We start from the raw sequence: 18,172 nt of genomic DNA, 5'->3' as shown, positions 1-18,172 counted from the left end.
AATTTATATGCCATCACCAATTCAATTTAACTCCTGGAAGCAGCTGGAAAAATGCGCATACTCCAGCGCTGATAATTATAATTTAAATGTGTTGGAAACCAATCAACATCATCACAAAAAAAATTATTATGCTTCAAGTGAACATATCAAGCTTGATTACAGCCAACAATGCATTGACGATAAAGTTTTGCATTACCTGCTCTTGCTTGCGGAGGAGTGCGGGTTAGAAAATAAAATAAATGCCCTTATGAGGGGGTATCTTGTCAATAATTCAGAACATAAGCCTGCCTTACATACCGCACTCAGGACTTTTGGCGATGAAGAAATTATAGTGAATTGCCAGAATATTATACCGGATATTTTAAATGTTCGTGAGACTATGAGGATTATTTCTACTCAAATAAGAAATGGAGAATGGGTAGGATATTCAGGAAAGCCGATCATTGATATTGTTAATATAGGTATTGGAGGTTCCTTCCTTGGGCCACAATTTTGTACCAGTGCTTTAGTTGATTTCACTACAGAAAAGTTACGATTTCATTTTATATCAGGTATCGATCCGAATGAGTTCAGGCGTGTTATAGCAAGGCTTAGGCCCGAGACCACTCTGTTTATAATTGCCTCAAAGTCATTTACTACTAAAGAAACACTTTGCAATATGAATAAAGCTATTGCATGGATTAATCAACCCAACCACATCGATAAACATATTATCGCGGTAACTGCTAACATAAAAAAAACAGCAGAATTAGGTATAGTTAACGTAATTCCTACCTGGAACTGGGTTGGCGGGCGTTATTCATCGTGTTCTTCTATTAATTTAATTACCTGTATTGCAATTGGGTTTGAGCTTTTTTCTGAAATGCTCTCTGGTGCTCAAGAGATGGATAAGCACTTCCATAATCAAAAATTTTCACAGAATTTGCCTGTTCTGTTAGCCTTACTTGGTGTTTGGAATAACAATTTTTTGAAAATTCATAATCTTCTGATGCTAATTTATTCTTATGATCTCCAGCAATTTGTGCCTTACATTCAGCAGCTTGATATGGAAAGCAATGGAAAATCAATAGACAAAGAGGGGCGAGTAATTAATTATGCTACAGGTCCTATAGTTTGGGGGGGGCCAGCTAATCAGGTTCAGCATAGTTATTTTCAGTTATTGTGCCAGGGAACACATCGAGTAGCTGCTGATTTAATTAGCGTTAGCATGTTCGGAGAGGAGCAGGTGAAAATGTGTGAAGGGCATCAAAAAGTATTAGGTAACGGAGTCAATAAAAATAATGATCTTAATGGGTTCAGAGCAAGCAAAACACCGATGAATCATGTTTCTTTGCTTGATTGCACACCAAAAACCATAGGATCCTTAATGGCTTTGTACGAGCATAAAATTTTTACTCAGAGTGTAATATGGAATATTAATGCCTTTGATCAGCCTGGTGTGGAGTTATCGAAACAAATAATTGGGTAAAAGAATTGAGAAAATCAAAGGGCAACGTTGGAAGCAGGCTAAGTGGGCTAATTTTGGCTTTATTCAGCGCAGCGTGCATCTCTCAGGCACTGGCATCAAATGGCGTGGCTCCCAGACAGTTTTTGTTAGAACAAGTATTGTCGGCTGAAGCCAATTACCGGGATGATTTGGTGAAACAAGCTCTTTATCGATTAGAGTTAATCGCGCCTAATGATCCAGAAGTGATCGCGGCACGTCTTAGACTGGCATTGCGCCAAGGTAATCAGTTACTTGCTACACAACAATTGGAAAAATTAAGACAATTGACTCCAGACTCCAATATTTATCGTCATGCAAAAATAAATGTAATTCTTGCTCAGCCAGAAGGGGAAAGACAGCTTCAGCAGGCAAGATTAATGGCAGTAACAGGAAATTTAGCTGAAGCAAAAAAACTTTATGACGCTCTTTTCCAAGGGGATCCCCCTACACCTTTCCTTGCTGTTGAATATTGGACTATGGTATCGCGGCTACCTGGAAAGGAGTCTGAGGCTTTGCAACAGTTGCAAACAATATACCGGTATTTACAAGCAAATAAACTTGTCCAGGACAAGAAGCGTAACGTCCACTGGATCGATTCACTAAAAGCTAATTTGTCGCGCTTATCAAATGCCGAGGGAGACAAGGCACTTAAAACAGCTAATCTATCTTTGGCCGAGCAAAAGTACCAACAGGCATTTAGGTACGATAACACGAATGATTTTGCTTTGATTGGATTAGGAGATGTCGCTTTTGCTCGAAACGACTTCATAGGTGCAGAGAAGGCATATCAAAAAGCAGACGAGCTTTATCCTAGTGGTAGTATCGCTGTGTATGGTTTAATCAGTATTTACAGACGTGAATCACCACAGAAAGCGTTGAAGTATTTGGAAAGCCTGGCACCAAGCAAACAGTTTAAATTTAAAGAGGCAAGGCTGGGGCTGCAAAGTGCTGTCTTACAACAGCAGGCTGCACGATTTGAAGAGCGTAAACAATGGTCAGAAGCATTGAGAACCTATCGAGAGGCTTATCAACTTACTCCTGATGATCCCTGGCTGAGTTACCATTTAGCCATGATATTGTATCAGACAGGGCAACTTCAGAAAGCACATACTTTATTACCTCAGTTGGTCGCAAAAAAAAATAATGACCCAACAATAATGTATATATATGCGTTGTATCTGTCTGCTACGAATCAAGAACAAAGTGCATTAAACTATTTGAATAAGCTATCAAAATTACTTTGGAATGAAGATATAAGTAAGTTGGCGCAGCGCCTGGAAAAAGAATTGGCCCGCAAGCATATGGAAATGGTTATTGAACAGGCACAAAAAATACGGGATCAGGGCAATAAAAATGAAGCCATTGCCTACCTTTTAAAGCAACCCAAAATGACAAGAATCACCTTAACATTAGGGGACTGGGCATTGGAGGATGGGCAATTTAGCAAGGCATTAGCTTATTATCATGAAGTTAAAGCGGCTGAACCTCAAAATGCGGATGCGCTTTTAGGTGAAATTGAGGCGCTTGTTGCAACTGGACGACTTGAGGAAGCCCGTCGTTTTTTACAAGCAGAACAGAACAACGAATCGACTCTTAACCTTAATATGCAACGAAGAGTAGCAAATGCTTGGATAGCGGTTTCAGAGCTAAATAAGGCACATACGATTTTCCAACGAATAAAGCAACAAGCCAGAAAAGAGGCGCCAAGTCAGACCAACTCTTTGGTATTTCGCGATGCGGCTCGACTTGAAGAGCAGTTACATGAACCCAAACAAGCGCGAGTAGATTATGCCTATGCCATGGTTAAAAGTAAAATTGCTCCTGTTTATCCAGAGGACAATGATACGTATACCTATCTTACCCGGAATCGTCGTGAGGATGACTGGCTAAAAAAAGGAATTCGTTCCGATGCAGCTCAGCTTTATCGTCAACAAGAGGTGAGAGTGACTGTTGAAAACGATTATTGGGACCTGAGCGGAACAGAAGGAATTTCTGATTTATCGATTAAGGATACTATCGTGCAGGCGGACATGCCTTTACATGATGGTCGTGCCTTTTTTCGAGGTGAGTTAATTGATGTAAGCGCTGGAGATTTTATTACTTCTAACGGTGTCTATTTGAATGATTTCGGAACGTGCACGACTGGCTGTGTTAATGGTATTTCCCAGCGAGCAAGAGGGTATAGTCCTGTAATAGGTTGGCAAAATAGAAAATGGTCTGTAGATCTGGGTGAAACCCCTTTTGGGTTTCCCGTGGTGAATTGGGTTGGAAGTATCAATTATTCAGGGGACTTCAATCATATTGGTTGGACTTTAGGCGCATCAAGACGCCCTATGGCAAATTCATTATTATCTTTCGCGGGCACCAGAGATCCCAATACAAATATTGTATGGGGCGGGGTAGTTACCAGTGGGTTTAATCTTGCACTTAGCTATGATCGAGGTGGATCGCATGGTTTATGGGCTTTTATGGATGCAAATGAGTTAACCGGAAAAAATGTAATCAATAATAAACGTGTTCGATTAATGGATGGCTATTACTACAAATTAATTAACGAAGAAAACCGTCGCGTCTCTGTGGGCATTAACAGCATGCTATGGCACTATCAGAGGGATTTGAATGATTACTCCCTGGGACAAGGGGGATATTTCAGTCCTCAAGAATATTTATCTTTCGCGCTTCCAATTGATTACCGTCAACGGACAGCTAACTGGTCCTATGAGTTGGGCGGGTCGGTTTCCTTGTCTTGGACTACCACTAAGGATCGCCCGCTTTATCCAATACCAAGTCTTGTTCCGCCTCCACTTCGTGCTGAAAATACCATCTTAAGCGGGAGCAGGAGCGGTTCGATCTTTGGTTATACTTTACTGGCTTTAGCAGAACGTCGCCTTGGCCCTCACTTCACCTTAGGCGGCATAGTTAACATACAACGCACTCAAGATTTTACTCCAAGCCATATATCTGTTTACCTCCGATACTCTTTTGAGGGATGGATGGGAGACCTTGATATGCCCATAAGGCCTTTGGTACCTTATGCTAATTTTGGTTAAATAATGATCCCCCGAGATAATTTTCTGTTCAACCCAGATGCGTGGTATTTGAGTTTGGATCTAATGATCGCATCTTCCAGGAAAGGCCATTTAGACAATAAAAGTGTGTAAAATAATCTAAATGTGCTATAAAGAAACAATGAGTTCATAAAACGGTAGTGATGACCATGAACGTTAAAACAGGGATCAGCGATATCAATCTCTATACCAGCACCTTTTGTATCGACACCGAAGTGCTCGAACAAAAAAGAGAAATTTCCCGTAAAATGATTCAGGAATCAGGGTTTATCAGTAGATCGGTGATCCCACCGTGGGAAGATTCAGTCACTTTAGCGGTAAACGCAGCTAAACCAGTGGTTGAACGCGTCAGTCCAGAACATATCGGATTAGTGATTGTAGCGACAGAAAGCGGCCTTGATTTTGGTAAACCCATTAGTACGTATGTTCAAGATCAATTGGGCATAGGCCCAAATGCCAAAAACTTTGAAATGAAACATGCCTGTTATGGCGGTACAGCCGCTGTTCGAATGGCACTGTGCTGGGTTGCTTCTGAAGAAGCTGCCGGCCGAAAAGCATTAGTTGTCTGTACGGATATCGCCAGACCGCATTTTGATAATGCTGCAGAGTTTACCGGAGGTTCAGGTGCTGTTGCCATGATTATCGACAAAAAACCTGCCCTGGTAGAAATTGACCCAGTCAGCGGTACAGCCAGCAAGGAAATCTATGATGTTGCCCGACCCTCATTGACGGTGGAATGGGCTGATCCAGTATTATCACTCTGCTGCTATTTTGATTTGCTTGAAGCCTCTTGGTTAAATTATTGCAAACGTCATGATAAAGAGATTTCAATTCGTGATTTTAATTATTTTCTTTACCATACGCCATTGTTGTCGCTGATCAAGCAATCCCATCAAATTGTTCTGGAATTAAATGATGCTGAGGATGATGAAAACTGCTCCTTTGATCGAATGACATTGCCAGCGTTGGATTACAATTTTCGTACCGGCAACATTTATTCAGGGAGCGTTTATGCGGCATTGCTGGGCTTAATTTACCATCTTTCTGATGAAAAGGACCCTAAACGGGTTGCCATTTTTTCCTATGGCTCCGGCGCCTGCTCTGAACTGTTTTCCGCAACGGTACTGCCTGGAGCTGCAAGGCAACTAAGTAATCAGCATATTATGGAAAATTTAAAAAACCGGTGCTCACTAAGTGTCGAAGCTTACGAACAAATGGCGGCGCAATGTAACAAGAACATGGCCGCCAAGGATTACATCCCGCCTTTTGGGGAGCTCTATGGCAAGGTAGCAGAGCAATACAAAAAGAATCACTGGCTGGTATTAGATAATATTGATACCTATCACCGCCATTATCGGTGGGAAAAATAAAATAAATCGGGAAACATTATGGGTAAAGCATCCCTATTGTCTGACATTCATGGCAACTGCTGTTTGAACGTTAATTTTTCTAATGTTAATGGTGAAGCTACCCTCGATGAATACAGCCTGAATCAGGCTTTTAAAGCTCTGGAGCGGTCTGATGAGGCCAATATTATAATTCTTCATGGCAATGACAAAGATTTCTGTAACGGTCTGGATATTAATTTTCTGGTGAAGCAGGAAAAATGGCCAACATCCGCTAACAGCTTATTAAATAATTTTTCTGATTTATTGATTACGATTGACAAAAAGCCGCAACTGGTCATTGCAATGGTCAAAGGTGCTGCAATGGGCGGCGGCCTGGGTATCGCTGCAGTGGCGGATTTTGTTCTAGCCAGTCCGTCGGCAGTTTTTGCTTTGCCTGAAACCATGGTTGGCTTGATACCGGCGGTGGTTTTTCCTTATGTTATGCGGCGTACAGGTTTGATGAAGGCGAAATTGCTGGCACTGGGTATTCAAATCTTTGATGCCCAAAGGGCTTATGATTGCGGTCTGGCTGATGAAGTTGCTGAGGATGAGCAGGCCCGTCTCCGCTATTTGGTTAAGCGTTTTGGCCGGATGGATAGTGAAGCGACTAAAAGTATGAAGCGATTAATTCGCCGTCATTTTCCGTTACCTGAAAATTACCTTGATTATGCTAAAGATGCTTTTCAGGCGTTGTATAACAGTGAGTCAACGCGAAAACGACTTTCTCTGTTCTGTCAGGGCTATTCACCATGGATGAACGATGGCGATGAATGACTGCAAAAAAACAATTCTGATAACTGGAGGTACCAGCGGCATAGGCAGGTCACTGGTTGATTTGGCCATTGCCCGCCAATATGAAGTTGCTTACTGTGCCAGAAATAAGCCACAACTTAACTATAAAAATCATAAGGTGTTGTTTTGTCAGGCCGATGTGTCACAGCCTGATGATATGAAACATGTTGTTGACAAAACAGTTGAGCGTTTTAGTCAGATAGATATTGTTATCCATTGTGCCGGCATCAGCCGTGATTCTCTGCTGGTTAATTTGCCTGCTGAACAATGGGATGAAGTTATGGCAATAAATTTAAGAAGTGCGTTTCTACTCTCCAGATTGGCTGTGGGGCAATTTCAACGTCAGGAAATGGGAGGACACATCGCGTTCCTTGCTTCGCTTGCCTGCTATGGTGCACCGTCAAATGCTTGTTATGCTGCCAGTAAAGGGGGGTTGTTAGGCCTTTCTACAGCCATTGCCGAAGAATCCAGCGGATCGGGAATTACTGCCAACAGTTTTATTCTTGGCTTGATCGACACACCGATGACCGCTGATTATCCTGACCTGGCGAAACAGATATTAATCGAAGGAAGTCCTTTGAAACGTCATGCTGAATCCGACGAAATTGCCCTTGATATGCTTTATTTAAGTGAACATTGCCGGCATTTAATTAACGGCAAGCATGTGCATATCTCCGGGGGACTAATCGACTTTCCCATTGGCAATCGAAAGAGCTGAAGACTTAAAAAAGAGGTGAAGCCATGAAGCTGGAGCGAATCGCTGAAAATATTGTCAAATTATATGTTGCCACAGAAGACAACCCCTATATTGATCAGGCATTTTTCCAGCAGTTGAAGCCGATTGTTGAGGAAATAAATCATGATGACAAAATCGCTGTCGTTATTATGTGCGGAACATTGGCTTATTTTTCTGCTGGAGCCAGTCAGGACGCACTGCAACAAACGGATACCTTACCCAGCTGCGTCATAGAAATTCCAGAGGCTATCCTTAACATTAAAGTGCCAACTATTGCCTCTATGGAAGGGCATGGGATTGGCGGTGGACTGATTCTGGGGTTGTTGTGCGATATGGCAATGATGGCTGAAGAAAGCCTGTATGGCGCCAATTTTATTTCCATGGGATTCACCCCGGGAATGGGTTCAACACAAGCCGTTACGGATGCATTTGGACCCTATATAGGTCGAAAAATGCTTTTTGGCGGCCAGTTATATAAGGGGCAGGAATTTAAATCCTTTCCAGGTTGCACTATTGAAATCATGCCCAAAGCGGAGATAGCCAGTGCATCTCTGGAACTGGCTAAAAATATTGCCATGAATTCCCGTGCTGCTTTAACTTTATTAAAGGGAAAATTAAGTGGGCGTCGTCTAAAAAATCTAAAGCCAGTTCTGGACGAAGAAATCAAAATGCATCGGTTCCTGTTTGCTGATCCGGAAACGCAGAAAATGATCAATGAGCACTATTTGCGGGAGCTGTAATATAATTTGAAGGGAGAAGGTTATGGAAATACCTGGTCTGGTAAATCAGAAAGTTTTGATAACTGGCGGTACAAAAGGGCTTGGCAAAGCCATTGCAATAGCTTTCTCAAAAGTAGGTGCGATTGTTTTTGTAACTCATAAATGGGGTAGTGTCGATGAAAAAGATCTATGCAAAGACTTTTTAGACGCAAACGTCAAGCCGCCTTATATCATCCAAAGTGATGTTAGCAGTCAGGAAGATAATCTTCAGTTGATGAAAATTATTAAAGAAAAAGAATGTGATCTTGATATCGTGGTCAGTAATGTTGCATTTTCACAAATTATACAGGACATCAGTAATTTAAAGCGAAAAACCCTGGAGTTATCAATTAATTATTCCGCCTGGCCGATGGTGGATTTAATCCTTGGATGCAAAGAGGTGTTTGATTATTACCCCAAATATGTCCTTGCCATTTCCAGTGACGGCGCTGATGTTTGCCATCCTGGATATGAGATGGCTGGTGTTTCGAAAGCAGTATTGGAGACGCTTTGTAAATATCTGGCGCTAAGACTGGAAAAATTTGGTAGCAAAATTAATGCATTGCGACCGGGAATGATGGTGACCGACAGCTCAACGCAAACCTTTGGCGAGGAAGTGATTAAGACATTGTATCATAAGAGGCCAGAACTGTTTGTAGCACCTGAAGAGCTGGCAAAGGTTTGTCTGGCGCTTTGTTCTGGCTTAATGGACTCGGTTAACGGCCAGATTATAACCGTTGATAACGGCAGTTCAGTGATCAGTCCCATTTCATATTTGACGGATTGCTGATAAACAGGGGATCACGATGCACTGGAAACTGGAACCAGAAGCAGAACAGGCCTTTCAGGCTATGGAAAAAAAAATATTAACCTTCCCTGTACGCACAGATACAGAGACGATGCTCAAAAAAGAGATTGAAGCTCTCCTGCCTCATCGTGAACACATGTTGCTGCTCGATGAAGTCAGACAGGTTGATATAGCGCATAACAGTCTGCTGGCCTGCTATGATTTAAAACGCGCAGATGTCTTCCTGGCAGGTCATTTTCCTGGTTTTCCTGTTTTTCCGGGTGTTTTGCAGGTAGAAGCAGTGGGACAAGCCGGCATGCTGCTGCACAAATTAAAAGTACAGCAGATAAACCCCTCAGCGGAGGAGGCGGTTTTTTTGTCTCATATTCATGCGGCAAAATTCATTGACGAAATACATCCTTCAGGTCTGATTGAGCTTAGGGTTAGGAGCTTTGAAGAGGGACTGTTCGTGTCAATAGTTGGTCAATGTGTGCAAAATGGAAGGTTGTGCTCTATAGTTGCATTAAGGGGATTAGCTTAGCAAGGAGAAACTTCATGAATAGAGAAGAGATATTTTCTGTTATCAAGCAAAACATTCACAGCGTGATCGATGGCGCGGAGGGCAAAGAGATCACCGAAGAAGACAGCATGAATGATTTTGGCGCCGATTCCCTGGAAATTGTTGAAGTGGTATCCAGATCAATGCGTAAACTGGAAATTAAAATTCCTCGAACTGAGCTGGGCAAGGCAAAAAATCTTGGTGATTTAGTGAGCTTATTTGAAGAACATGCTCAAAAGGATTCATGATGAGTAACAACAATCAGACATCCCGAAGGGTATTAATAACCGGGATGGGGGTTATTTCCTGTTTGGGTTTTAATCTGAAGGACTATTTTCAGAATCTTATATCTGGTAAATCCGGTATCAGTAAATGGAACAATATGGATTCTCGTTGTTATTCCAAAATTGGCGGTGATTTGTCCGATTTTGACTTTAATCAATATTTACAGGATTACAGCCAGATTTTCCCTCAAGAAATGGTACAGCGCTGTAAAAAATTACTTCGGTATACACCGTACTCAGGTCGAATAACATCCTGTGCTGTTATGCAGGCTTTTATTGACAGCGGTCTTCATCATGAAGATTTTGACGGCTACGATACAGGTCACATCATGGCCGGTCATAATATTAATGCCCGCTTTATTTATAACAACGTTCTGACCTATGCTGAAGAACCTGAATACATCGAGCCGCTTTATGGATTAACAGCTTTGGACACCGATGTAATGGCTGTTAGTAACGAAATTCTCAACATTCATGGAACCTCGTATATTGTTGGCGGTGCCTGTGCTAGTGGTAATCTTGCGTTAATGACAGCCTTTGATCTGATTCGTTCCGGCCGGGCAGAAAGGGTGATGGTGTCAGCGGCCGCCTCTGATTTGGATCCAGTTTGTCTTCAGGGTTGGGCTATTTTTGATGCTCTGAGCTACAAAAGCTTTAACGATCAACCTGAGAAAGCCAGCCGACCTTTTGATTTATTGAGGGAAGGTTTCGCTCCTGCCCAAGGGTCGGCAGCGGTGATGTTAGAGAGTGATGAAAGTGCAAAACAACGTGACGCCAGGATTTATTGTGAATTGATGAGCGCCAGTTGTAATTCGGATGCCTCAAGGCTCGCCAAGCCCAGTAAGGAAGGTCAGGCCCGGGTTATCAAAGAAGCGCTGGACAGAGCTGGGGTTAAGCCGGAAGCAATAGATTATGTTAACGCCCATGCGACATCGACACCCATTGGCGATCGTAAGGAAGTAGAGTCCATTAAACAGGTTTTTGGTCAGCATGCTTATGATCACCTGTTGGTCAATTCAACCAAATCAATGATTGGCCATTGTCTGCTGGCAGCCAGCCTGATGGAATGTGTGGCCACAGTGATGCAGATGAGAGAGGGTATTATTCATCCAACAATAAACCTCGATAATCCCGATCCGGAACTTGATCTGGATTTTGTTCCCCATCAAGCCCGTGAAAGGAAAATTGACTATGCTTTATCAAACTCTTTTGGTTTTGGCGGTATCAACTCAGCGATAGTTTTAAAAAGGGAAGTATGAGAGAGCATCTTAGTGTTGACGATAAGACGATCTATTTTTTGAATCCACCCCAGGACTGGCTAGGAGCTTTGTCTAAATTTTCCATTTTAGCTGAAAAGGTTACAGGAATTGAGGATATTCACCCGCTTTTCGAACAAAAAATTCAAAAAAAGGAGCGCTTTGACGGCTTGATTATAGCCTTGCCTGAGCTTCCCAAGGATAATGTTGCCATTATGAGCATGACTGTTCCCGACTGGGATGACAAAGTCATGGCAAGGTTAAAACAATCATTTATCGCGGCACAGATGGCGATCGATGATTATTTATACCGTGGTGAAGGTGGCAAGATTTGTTTTTTGGCCGCAAATTCTACCGCAGGTTATCCGCTGGTGTTAAAATCAGCCTTACATGCTTTTTGTCGCAGTATTGGCAAAGAGTACGGTCAAAAGAACATTTACTGTAATGCACTTTATTATCCAGAAAATAGTGCTTTAATTGATGAAATAATTTTTTATCTGCTCTATTTGATGTCAGACGAAGCGGATTTTGTCACAGGGGACATTTTCTATGCCTGAATCTGATTATCCTAAAACAGCGATTGCTGTCGTTGGCATGGGATGTAAGCTGCCTGGAGCGGATAATATTGATGAATTCTGGCAACTTTTGGAAGAGGGAGTTGATGCTATTAGTGATATCCCGGCTAGCCGCTGGGATATCATTAAATACTATGATGAGCATTTTGGAACTCTGGGAAAGACTTATCAGAAACAAGGTGGCTTTGTAAAGAACATTGAATATTTTGACGCCGGCTTTTTTAGCATTTCAAAAGAACGGGCGAAAACCCTGGATCCTCAGCAACGAATGATTCTGGAAGTCAGTTGGCAGGCTTTTGAAAGCGGTTGTCTGGTTCCGGAACGGTACCGCAAAGAAAAGGTTGGTGTTTATCTCGGTATTGGCAGCCTTGAATATGCGCTCGCGCAGCTGCATGATGCGGATAATCTGGATTTTCTCGACTTTAATTTTCTTCTTCATAATGATTTAGGGCTTTCAGCGGCAAGAATTTCCGGTTTTTATGGCTTTACTGGACCGTCATACACGTTTAATTCAACTTGCGCCTCTTCCTTTGTCGCACTTCATACCGCCTGTCAGCACCTGCAGCAAGGTGAAATACCGATGGCACTGGTCAGCGGTGTTAATTTTCTTGGAGCGCCTTTTAATAACCTCGCGTTATCACAGGGGTGGATATTATCACCCAGCAGCCGATGCCGAAGTTTTGATGCGAATGCTGATGGGTATGTTCGGTCTGAGGGCTGTGCTGTTGTTATTTTAAAACGTCTGGACGATGCCTTGAATGACGGGGATAACATTATGGCGATTATCCGTGGCAGTGCCATGAATCAGGACGGCTTGCGATCCGATTTTGCTCATCCAACAGAACACTCAAGACAAACAGTGATTAAGGAGGCGTTGCAGGCTGCAAAATGTGATGCACAAACGATCAATTATGTAGAGGCGCATGGCTTTGGTACAGTAGCTAATGATGCCAACGAATTGCGGGTTATTGCAGACTGTTATGCTCGAAATCGTAATAAAAGGAATACCTGTTATGTCGGTGCGGTAAAAACCAATATTGGTTATCTGGAATATGCTTCCGGCATTGCCAGCCTTGTGAAAGTGATTTTATCCATGCACCATCAAACTATTCCGGCGCATTTGCATTTACAGGAGCTGTGTGCTGACAGCGGTATTGTAAATGACGACAGCCTGAAAATATCACTGGAAAAAAAATCGTGGCAGCGAATTAATAATCAGCCTTTGCGGGCTGCTATTAATAATTACAGCCTGGCCGGGACCAATATTCATGTCATTGTTGAAGAAGCACCGGTCCTAAAAAATGTTCATTTCGATATTGAAGGTCCCTCGTTATTTCTTTTATCAGCGAAAAACATCGAGTCATTGCAACGTTACGCGACTGATTATCTGAAGTGGCTCGCACGGCATCCCGAGATAGCATTATCTTCATTATGCTACTTAGCGGCGTGTGGAAGAAGCCATTTTAATTATCGTCAGGCTTTTATTATTAATAGCCACAAAGAATTAATAGCGAAACTGCAAACCTTCAGAGCAGGTGATTATAACCAGATAAAAATTCTCTCAAATACAGACAGTGGCGTTCATCTCAATATGCCAGGCGAAAATCGCAAAACACTCGATCATCTTGCAAAACAGTTCATGGCAGGTGTTGACGTTAACTGGCAAGCCATTTATGTACAAGATAAGAATCAACAAAAGCTGGTCTTGCCCGGCTATCCCTTTGATAAAAAATATTACTGGTATAAATAATGTTTACCCAAAAATTTTCGTCATGAAATTCAACCTCACAGATGGGGGGAGTTTAATCCTTCATTTCATGAATAATCCTCATCAATCCGTTACATTTCCTGCGTAAATATTAAATACCCTTTACAAATTTGAAAAACAAATTTACGATAATGTGGATTTATAAGGTTCGTATACTTTATTTTTCAATTTACGTTTAAAAACTAATGAGGTGTAATTCGATGTTAATTAAACTGATGCTTGGGGTGCTCAAATTCAATAAAAAACCTTATGTCAAAATGCAAAGCCTTTTTGAACAACTGGGTAAAGGGCAAGATCCTGAGACTCTTTTTATAACCTGTGCGGATTCTCGGATAAATCCCGGTCTTATTACTCAGGCTAAACCAGGAGAGCTTTTTGTCATTCGCAATATAGGGAATATTATTCCTCCAGCTCCTTCGCAGTCCAGCGAAGCAGCAGCTATTGAATTTGCCTTAAGTGAACTAAACATAAAGGACATTATTGTCTGCGGTCATTCTCAGTGTGGGGCAATGAAAGGTTTATTGACCCCTGATATAGCCAAGCGTTTACCTGCTGTAGCATCCTGGCTTGATCATTCAGCTTCAGTGTTACAAAAAATGCATGACGATCATACAGAGCTCCTGAAAGATGCTGAGGAAAAGCTATCAATCGCGACCAAACAAAATATCTTGCAGCAAATAGAACATTTAAAAACATACCCTGGGATTGCGAAGAAATTAGCAAATAATAAATTGACCATCCATGGATGGTTGTATGAATTTGAATCTGGAAAAATATTTATTTATGAGCCAAGAGCTAATGAATTTATTAGCCTTGAACGCGCATTGGAATTTGCAATTGAAGATAGAAAAAATAAGGAGATCAATCATTTAGCCATGGACTATTTAGAAAAATTAACTCACCCTAAAACAGCAAAGGAGTATCAAATATTAATGGGGTTACTCGCCAGGCTGCAGGAAAATATTATGCCCATATGGGGGGGTATTAAAGATTCATCTCAACAAAAAATATGGGCGGAGTTAGGCAATTTTTATGAGGGTCCTCTTGATAGCAAGTTTATTGCCTTAGTTGAATCAGGCTCACAAATTAAATTAGTTGATTTGAACAAATTCCAAAAAAATATATTTGCATCAGAAGGCTATCGTCAACACTGCAGTCAATTAATCCAGAATTCTTTTTTTTCAAATCCCCAAAAACCACAGGACACCCCATCGAATCTCAATTCGAGCTCAAGCGAGTCCCCCAGTTACTCGTGATTAGATAGACCTCTGCGATAATTTTTTTGCAGCCTGCCACTCCTGTTTCGCGGATGTTGGTCGTCAAGCAACTAGGCTTGACGGCTATGGCTTGACAGGCCTGTATTCGAAAAAAACTACTTTACAGGAATATTTTTTGCCGGGGTAGGAGAGGATTGTGGATAAGGTATCCACTTTGAATCCCCCTTTAGCAAGATATAAGGCATGCCCAGATAATCTATTAAGATAATCCCTTCATTTTCTGAAACCACAGCAGTTTGTGGTAATTTGTTGGTTAGCTCTTGTAAATTGAGAGGGGACTGATTAAATATCTTTCCATCGAGCAAGCGTGCTATTAATTCTGAAATTGCAAGGTAACTGCTGGGAGTATTGATTTGCAGCGCTCCATTTTGATTGCTTGATTTCAAGCCAATCAATTTTATTCCAACAGGGATATGAGTAATTGCAGGGCTAGGTATAATATAGGCGCGGTTTTCTGGACACAAAAAAAGGTTTTTTAAGAGCTATTCTTCTTAATACAAAGAGGAGAATAAAATGTCTAAAAAGCGAGCTTATTATACGGCGGCCAAGAAGGCAAAAATAACGCTAGCTGCGATTGAGGGGAAACTCACACAAGCGCAAATTACCAGTGAATACGGTGTTCACGCAACGCAGGTAAAAACTTGGAAGCAATCGGCCATCAAAGCCATTAACGATTTATTCTCTGGGGCTAATGAAAAAGAAGCCAAGTCCCAAGAGCAGCTTGTTGAGGCATTATATCAAGAAATTGGTCGACTTCAAGCGCAGCTATCTTGGCTAAAAAAAAAGCATGAACTTTAGTCTGGATGAAAAGCGCGTCATGATTGATCCTCTTGCCGAGCTCACCATTCGTGAACAATGCTTGCTATTAGACTTGCCTGTTTCAAGTTATTATTATAGTGCCAAGCCCATTTCTGTCGAAGATGAAGCGCTTATGGCGCTACTTGATGAGCACTATCTGCAGTATCCATGTGAAGGTAAAATTAAGCGGGCAAGATGGCTGTCAAAAGAAGTAGGCTATCCTGTTGGTAAACGTCGAGTAAAAAAGTTGATGGAAATGATGGGGTTATCGACTGTTTACCCAAAGCCAAATACAAGCGTTCCCAATAAGGAGCATGAGGTGTTCCCTTATTTATTAAAAGAGGTGGATATCACCAAACCAAATCAGGTTTGGGCCGCAGATATCACCTACATCCGCATGAAAGGAAAGCATGTGTATTTAGTAGCTATTATGGACTGGTATAGTCGTTATGTGATTGGATGGGCTATTTCACCTACTATGGAGGCTGAATTTTGTATTGAGGCGCTTAGAAACGCTTTGCTGCATTCGCGTTGTGAGATCTTTAACACGGATCAGGGTTCTCAATTTACCTCAAAAGATTGGATAAATACGCTAAAATCTCACCACATTTCTATCAGCATGGATGGGCGAGGACGTTATTTAGATAATATATTTATCGAGCGATTGTGGCGTAGTGTTAAGCAAGAAAAAATCTACCGGTATGATTTTGATACAATTGAAGAGGTTGAGCTGGCCTTAACGGAGTATTTTGAGTATTATAATAACCGAAGGCTTCACCAGTCCTTTAATTATTTAACGCCCGCAGAGGTGTATTATGGCCGGAAAAGACCATAAACCCTAAATGAGAGCGTCATGACTTACCCACAAGGCCCACAGGCCTATACGAGAAAGTGAAGCTCTCCTGACCTGTGGACTTGTGGATAAGTCATTCTGATAGAGTTGTGGTAAAATGACCTAAGACAATTCGTAGTAGCAATCACTATTCATACGGTATTGAGTAGGTTTAAATAGGTTAATTTGAGTGAATTTTTAACTATAAATGATGGATGAATAGCTCTTATTTTTCCTTAATTTTGTTCCAGACATGCGGACCCATATCAGTATATCCCGCAAACCTGGCATTTGTAATTTATCACCAGTAAGGTTGGCACCGTGTTCAGGTATAATTATCACGACTACTTTACGACCTGATCGTTCTAATGTTGCCAAAAAATCAACCAGTTGATCAAGCAAATGAGTTGCCAGATTTTCATAAGGCACTGATTTACTGTCCTTCAGAGAGCGGTTACCGTCATGTAATGTGATTATATTGTAGTAAGTAGCGCTTCGATCCCCAGGTTTTGATTTTTCTTTAAGCCAGCGATTAAGCAATTCATCGTTACTAAAAAGAGGGCTGCCATCAAACTCTATCATTGATTGAGTAATACCAATTTGTGACATTAACGGTACATGCTGTACATTACCATATTGACGCAACTGCGCGAGAAAATTGCCATAAATTCCATTATGATCCATCATCAGCTGCGGGGTAAAACCAAGTTTTGCCAAATTATCCATTAAATAACAATCCTGCGCGACTGGGCTATAGAGGTCAGTGTGTGATGGTTGACCGCAGCTGGCACGTAACAAGCGTATTCCTGCTGGGGCACTGTAAGAAGCAGCTGAATTAAATTTATTAAACAAGATATCTAATTTGCTCCACAGCGGATGATTTTTTAAATGCACCGCGTCTAAATCAGTCCAGGCCAGAGAGCAGATATGGATGATCAATATATCAAAAGGTTGAGCGTCTGCAGGCAAGGATGCGGGGAATTTGGTACGTTTTGTTTTTTCCTCTTTATAAAATTTATTCAGATAAGTATTTAGATTATCATTGGTGGGCGGTAGATTGGTATCTTGTCCCGTCGTATTGGGTTTATCGTTGGTAAGTGATTGACTTTGATTCAATGGAGCCTTGCTCGTTACTGGGAGTAGTCGGTATGCTGGACCTTGGATAGTAAGTATGTTGAGCCAGCATATTGCGATTACTGTAAAGGTAGTGATGCGTATCCATTGCGATAAAAAGAGGTAAGCAACCAACAAAATAAAGGCTGCGCCTATCATGTTCCAGTTAATAAAGCGGATGACCAGCTCAAGAAGATAATGGGAGCTGAATTGCAGCACACCAGAACCTTGACTCATGATGCTGTGAATATTCGGTAGCCAGGTATCATGGTAGAACAAAGCAAATCCGATCGGTATAGCCAGCCAATTTCGGCATCGATGCAAAAATTGTTTAGGAAGTGGGAACAGGAGAAAGGTTAAAAAGACCAGGTTAAGAAAGGGATGAAAATCCAGATATCCATACCACAAAAGTGCAAATTTTAATAGAAAATAGTAGTTCCATCCCCCAAGACCTCTCCAATTCCTCCAAATATTTGGAGTTTCCTGTATTTGTGACGTATTAATCATTATTTTTCTTTACCGTTGAAGTATTTTTACCTGACAGGAAACCTGAGGCTTTTAAATATCGTGGTTTTAAAAGATGGTTTTTTATGGCTTTTAATCCGCGTTGCAATGGAGATCGGAGCGTATAGCCAAGTAGAAAAAAGAACACTGCAGAAAACAAAATGATTTGAATAATATCAGTCAGCTGCATG

General features: G+C 41.5%; 18 protein-coding genes. 15 read left to right on the top strand and 3 right to left on the bottom strand.

Translation table 11 applies throughout. From position 1 onward, the window contains the following. The first annotated feature begins 7 nt into the window (after positions 1–7). The 13 genes from HRS36_RS15000 to HRS36_RS14940 all read left to right on the top strand — a co-directional run bounded on the left by HRS36_RS15000 (position 8) and on the right by HRS36_RS14940 (position 14,713). Entirely contained in the window at positions 8–1,468 is a 1,461-nt protein-coding gene (locus HRS36_RS15000; protein WP_173237916.1) for a glucose-6-phosphate isomerase, read from the top strand. Positions 1,469–1,473: 5 nt separating this feature from the next. Continuing rightward, on the top strand, positions 1,474–4,536 hold the full coding sequence (bcsC, locus tag HRS36_RS14995; protein WP_197933195.1) for a cellulose synthase complex outer membrane protein BcsC: 3,063 nt from the start codon (positions 1,474–1,476) through the stop codon (positions 4,534–4,536). 167 nt (positions 4,537–4,703) lie between these two features. Further along, on the top strand, positions 4,704–5,924 hold the full coding sequence (locus HRS36_RS14990) for a hydroxymethylglutaryl-CoA synthase family protein (protein WP_173237915.1): 1,221 nt from the start codon (positions 4,704–4,706) through the stop codon (positions 5,922–5,924). An 18-nt stretch (positions 5,925–5,942) separates the two neighbouring features. Next, complete coding sequence (locus tag HRS36_RS14985; RefSeq protein WP_173237914.1) at positions 5,943–6,716, top strand: enoyl-CoA hydratase/isomerase family protein; 774 nt, start codon at positions 5,943–5,945, stop codon at positions 6,714–6,716. Next, the gene (locus tag HRS36_RS14980) at positions 6,703–7,452 is read left to right on the top strand and encodes an SDR family NAD(P)-dependent oxidoreductase (RefSeq protein WP_173237913.1); all 750 of its coding nucleotides are present in this window, start codon (positions 6,703–6,705) and stop codon (positions 7,450–7,452) included. The genes HRS36_RS14985 and HRS36_RS14980 overlap by 14 nt, the downstream gene beginning before the upstream one ends. A 23-nt stretch (positions 7,453–7,475) precedes the next feature. Beyond that, positions 7,476–8,210: a polyketide synthase gene (locus HRS36_RS14975; RefSeq protein WP_173237912.1), complete on the top strand. Its 735-nt coding sequence runs from the start codon at positions 7,476–7,478 to the stop codon at positions 8,208–8,210. A gap of 22 nt (positions 8,211–8,232) precedes the next feature. Next, a complete protein-coding gene (locus HRS36_RS14970) occupies positions 8,233–9,018 on the top strand; it encodes an SDR family oxidoreductase (protein ID WP_173237911.1) in 786 nt (261 codons plus the stop codon). Between the two features lie 16 nt (positions 9,019–9,034). Beyond that, positions 9,035–9,556: a 3-hydroxyacyl-ACP dehydratase FabZ family protein gene (locus tag HRS36_RS14965; RefSeq protein WP_173237910.1), complete on the top strand. Its 522-nt coding sequence runs from the start codon at positions 9,035–9,037 to the stop codon at positions 9,554–9,556. A gap of 14 nt (positions 9,557–9,570) precedes the next feature. Then, positions 9,571–9,822 (top strand): phosphopantetheine-binding protein, encoded by a 252-nt coding sequence (locus HRS36_RS14960; protein WP_173237909.1) that lies wholly within the window; start codon positions 9,571–9,573, stop codon positions 9,820–9,822. A 62-nt stretch (positions 9,823–9,884) separates the two neighbouring features. Next, positions 9,885–11,117 (top strand): beta-ketoacyl-[acyl-carrier-protein] synthase family protein, encoded by a 1,233-nt coding sequence (locus HRS36_RS14955; RefSeq protein ID WP_173237908.1) that lies wholly within the window; start codon positions 9,885–9,887, stop codon positions 11,115–11,117. Next, on the top strand, positions 11,114–11,671 hold the full coding sequence (locus HRS36_RS14950) for an SDR family oxidoreductase (RefSeq protein WP_173237907.1): 558 nt from the start codon (positions 11,114–11,116) through the stop codon (positions 11,669–11,671). Before HRS36_RS14955 ends, HRS36_RS14950 begins: the two co-directional genes overlap by 4 nt. Beyond that, entirely contained in the window at positions 11,664–13,439 is a 1,776-nt protein-coding gene (locus HRS36_RS14945) for a type I polyketide synthase (RefSeq protein WP_173237906.1), read from the top strand. The genes HRS36_RS14950 and HRS36_RS14945 overlap by 8 nt, the downstream gene beginning before the upstream one ends. Positions 13,440–13,657: 218 nt before the next feature. After that, on the top strand, positions 13,658–14,713 hold the full coding sequence (locus tag HRS36_RS14940) for a carbonic anhydrase (RefSeq protein WP_173237905.1): 1,056 nt from the start codon (positions 13,658–13,660) through the stop codon (positions 14,711–14,713). A gap of 116 nt (positions 14,714–14,829) precedes the next feature. On the opposite strand, the gene bcsG (HRS36_RS14935) is transcribed toward HRS36_RS14940, so the two are convergent. Further along, positions 14,830–15,129 carry a cellulose biosynthesis protein BcsG gene (bcsG, locus tag HRS36_RS14935; protein ID WP_267313911.1) on the bottom strand — a complete coding sequence of 100 codons (300 nt, stop codon included), beginning with the start codon at positions 15,127–15,129 and terminating at the stop codon, positions 14,830–14,832. Between the two features lie 118 nt (positions 15,130–15,247). Between bcsG (HRS36_RS14935) and HRS36_RS14930 the strand changes: the two genes are divergently transcribed. Together HRS36_RS14930 and HRS36_RS14925 are read left to right on the top strand one after the other, a co-directional pair. Next, positions 15,248–15,532: a transposase gene (locus HRS36_RS14930; RefSeq protein WP_173235475.1), complete on the top strand. Its 285-nt coding sequence runs from the start codon at positions 15,248–15,250 to the stop codon at positions 15,530–15,532. Beyond that, positions 15,522–16,367 (top strand): IS3 family transposase, encoded by an 846-nt coding sequence (locus HRS36_RS14925; RefSeq protein WP_173235473.1) that lies wholly within the window; start codon positions 15,522–15,524, stop codon positions 16,365–16,367. The genes HRS36_RS14930 and HRS36_RS14925 overlap by 11 nt, the downstream gene beginning before the upstream one ends. A 195-nt stretch (positions 16,368–16,562) precedes the next feature. On the opposite strand, the gene bcsG (HRS36_RS14920) is transcribed toward HRS36_RS14925, so the two are convergent. Further along, the gene (gene bcsG, locus HRS36_RS14920) at positions 16,563–17,984 is read right to left on the bottom strand and encodes a cellulose biosynthesis protein BcsG (protein WP_173237903.1); all 1,422 of its coding nucleotides are present in this window, start codon (positions 17,982–17,984) and stop codon (positions 16,563–16,565) included. After that, positions 17,977–18,171 (bottom strand): cellulose biosynthesis protein BcsF, encoded by a 195-nt coding sequence (gene bcsF / locus HRS36_RS14915; protein WP_173237902.1) that lies wholly within the window; start codon positions 18,169–18,171, stop codon positions 17,977–17,979. The genes bcsG (HRS36_RS14920) and bcsF overlap by 8 nt, the downstream gene beginning before the upstream one ends. Position 18,172 lies beyond the last annotated feature (1 nt).

Source organism: Legionella antarctica (genome assembly GCF_011764505.1).
Taxonomy (GTDB): Bacteria; Pseudomonadota; Gammaproteobacteria; order Legionellales; family Legionellaceae; genus Legionella; species Legionella antarctica.
The sequence above is the reverse complement of the archived record's forward strand: the minus strand, read 5'-3'. Positions and strand labels throughout refer to the sequence as shown.